The sequence below is a fragment of the Dactylosporangium sp. NPDC048998 genome (genome assembly GCF_043197855.1).
GTDB lineage: Bacteria > Actinomycetota > Actinomycetes > Mycobacteriales > Micromonosporaceae > Dactylosporangium.
This window is the reverse complement of record NZ_JBICTV010000090.1, coordinates 1-2,787: the sequence shown is the minus strand read 5'-3', so window position 1 is coordinate 2,787 and position 2,787 is coordinate 1. Positions and strand designations below refer to the sequence as shown.

Genomic DNA, 2,787 nt, shown 5'->3' with positions numbered 1-2,787 from the left:
TGTGGTGTCGGTTGGTGGGTGGCGTCGTGGGGTGGATGGTGGTTATGAGGTGTGGCAGCGGGTGGGGGGTTTGCCGGTTGATGTGCGGCGTGGTGTGGCTAGTGGTGTGGGGAATTTGTGTTTGGTGGATTCGTTGTCGCAGTTGATGCGGTTCTATGGTGTGGGTGGGGGGATGTCGGCTGAGGGGTTGCGCCGGTATTTGGAGGATGGGTTGCCGGTGTCGGGTGCGGGGCGGGCGGATTTGGCGCGGGGGGAGGAGTTGGATGTTTATGATCCGGATATTTCTGGTTTGTTGTTGGGGTTAGGGTTCCGGATTCAGGTGTTGGTGGGTGGGGTGGACGGCAGTGTGGTGGCGCATCCGGTGCGGGGTGTGTCGGGTCCGCTGTTCGTGGTGTTCCGCACGGTGGTGCGGTCTGAGGTGCGGGATGGGCGGGGGCGGGTGGTCCAGCCGGAGGTGGGGCATTTCGAGCCGTTGTTCCCGCGTGGTGTGGCTCCTGCTGATGTGGTGCCGGCCGGTGCCGGATCGCCGGTGCGGACGTCGGCGGGGTCGGTTCTTGTGGATTCCAACGCGCTGTCGGGGGCGCAGCGGGGGGTGTTGGACGGGTTGGGCCGGTATGCGGGTGAGATGGTGGTGGATGGTGATGCGTGGTTCGGTTCGATGATCCAGGCGGCCGGGGAGCATCAAGGCCGGACCGGCACGGTGGCTGTGATGGCGGGGATGCGTCCGGCGGATCTGCGGGCCTGGCTGCTCCTCGAACTCGACAATGTGGCCCTGAGCCGTAACTCGGTGTACGCGGTTGCGGCGGCGCGGGGTGAGGGGCAGTACGAGGCGTTCCTGGCGGCGTTGGGCCGGCCGGGTGGCTACCATCCGTTGTTCGAGGTGTTGGTGGATGTGGCGGCCGGTCTGCTGGACGTGCGGCTGCATGTGGTCACCCCGGAGGGTGTGACCGTCTCGTCGGGCCGTGCCGGCGATCCGGGCCTGTATGTGGTGCGTACCGAGGGTGGTCATTATCTGCCGGCGTTGGCGGGTAGCCGGCTGGGCGAGCCGGTTGAGGGGGATGTGGAGCCGTCGTGGCCGTTGTTCCTGCCGCCAGGCGCGGACCTGTTGTCGACTGTGGACACGGGCGGTGTGTCGGGTGAGGTGGTGGTGGTTGGTTCGGGGGCCGGTGAGCCGGTGGGTGTGTTGCGTGCGGTGCGGCGTGCGGCGGGTGGTGTCGATCAGCCGGTGGTGGTGGTGTCGGTGCCGCCGGGTGGCTCGCCGGATGCGGGTCAGGTCGATGCGGTCCGGACGTTGTTGAACGTGTACGGGTGGCGGGGTCGGGTGCCGGTGGTGGTGACCCGTGGGCGTCTGGCACCGTTGGAGAGCCTGCTGGATTTGTATGGTGTGTCGGCGGTGTATCAGACCAGTGCGGTGGGTGGCGGGCTGGGTGGCCGGTCCGGTGGTCTGGCCGCGTTGAACCTCAGCAACGCGTGGGTGCTGCGCCGGCCGGCCGGTGAGCCCGCAGCGGCCGGGTTGTCGTCGGAGGTGTTGTCGGCGGAGTTGCTGCAGGCGGCGGCGGGCCGGCGGCGGCCGGTGTTCGACCGGCCGAGTACGCCGGTGGCCTCGTTCTTGTCGGTGCCGTTGCGGGACACCAGCCGGATCCGTGAGACGTACGATACCTACCGGGCCCTGCTGGCGCCGGATCTGCCGCAGGTGCAGCAGATCGTGTCGAGGGACCCGGCGTTCGCCGGCCATCAGGCGGTGTTGGGCCTGGCCGAACTGGGACAGTTTGACGCGGCGGTCGCCTACTTGCAGGCCGGCGACGACCGTCCGGACGTCATCGCCGCGCCGCTGCTGAACATCGACCGTGACGCGACACCGGTGGAACGGCAACGTGCGGTGGTCGGCATGCTGCCCCACCTGGCCGCGCTGGCCCGGGCCGTGTCACACGACCTGGCCAGCGAGGCGATCCTGCTGGCCGTCGCCGACCTGATCACCGAAAACCGGTCCCAGGAAGATGTCAGGAACGACATCTGGTTCCACAAGAACCTCCTGCCCAAAGACGGCCGCCTCCGCGTCGGCTGGGTGACCCACCTGACCGAACTCACCCAACAGCTACCCGAACACACCGACAGCCTGGGATGGGTCGCCTCCGCCATCATGAACTGCCCAGACTGACGACGATGGCCTCCACTGTGGACAGCCACCCGAACCAGGACCCCGGCGGGCCGGCGGCTCATGGCGGCGTGATCTCGTCGTGGCAGATCATTGCAGGATCTCGAGGTGCGCGATGCGGGCATCGAGGGCGTCGATCATCCAGGACGGTTTCCGGCGGCACAGGCAACTGTTCAACGTGATGTGTTCACGATCGTAGGGATCTCGCCCGAGGTGGTCGTGGTGGTCCGGTCCTTGGCATCGATTGGGTTCCAGCGCGGTTGGGCAGCGGCATGAGCGGACGCCGCTTCGACCTTCGAGGGCGGCGAGCCGGCGGAGATCACGAACCGGTACGCTGCCGCGGCGTGAGCTACTACGGCACGGTCCTGATGACCCGGGCAGATGTCATGATGAGCCGGTTGCCGGGCATCGACGGCATCGGCTTCCGGCACCGGCGGCTGCGCGAACTCGGCGGTGGCTGGCAGGTCCTGGAGACGTCAGGCTGGAACGACCCGCCCGACCTGGAACAGGCCGTCGCTGAGGCCGCCGCGTCCTGGAACGCGCCGGTGCTCGCCACGTACGTGGCGGACGTTTGTGCCCAGATACATGGCGCGGCTGCTGATACAGCGGTGTGGTCGGGGCACCTGTCCGAC

Annotated in this window: 3 protein-coding genes; all 3 read left to right on the top strand. The window is 68.0% G+C overall.

Features of this window, described 5'->3' with window-relative positions:
* Positions 1-124: 124 nt before the first annotated feature.
* Positions 125-2,158 (top strand): hypothetical protein, encoded by a 2,034-nt coding sequence (locus ACGFI8_RS47895; protein ID WP_392815783.1) that lies wholly within the window; start codon positions 125-127, stop codon positions 2,156-2,158.
* A 90-nt stretch (positions 2,159-2,248) separates the two neighbouring features.
* Positions 2,249-2,431, top strand: coding sequence for a hypothetical protein (locus ACGFI8_RS47890; protein WP_392815780.1), 183 nt, complete (start codon positions 2,249-2,251; stop codon positions 2,429-2,431).
* Positions 2,432-2,499: 68 nt separating this feature from the next.
* Positions 2,500-2,787 (top strand): hypothetical protein (locus ACGFI8_RS47885; protein ID WP_392815778.1); only part of this gene is annotated, 288 nt, incomplete at its 3' end.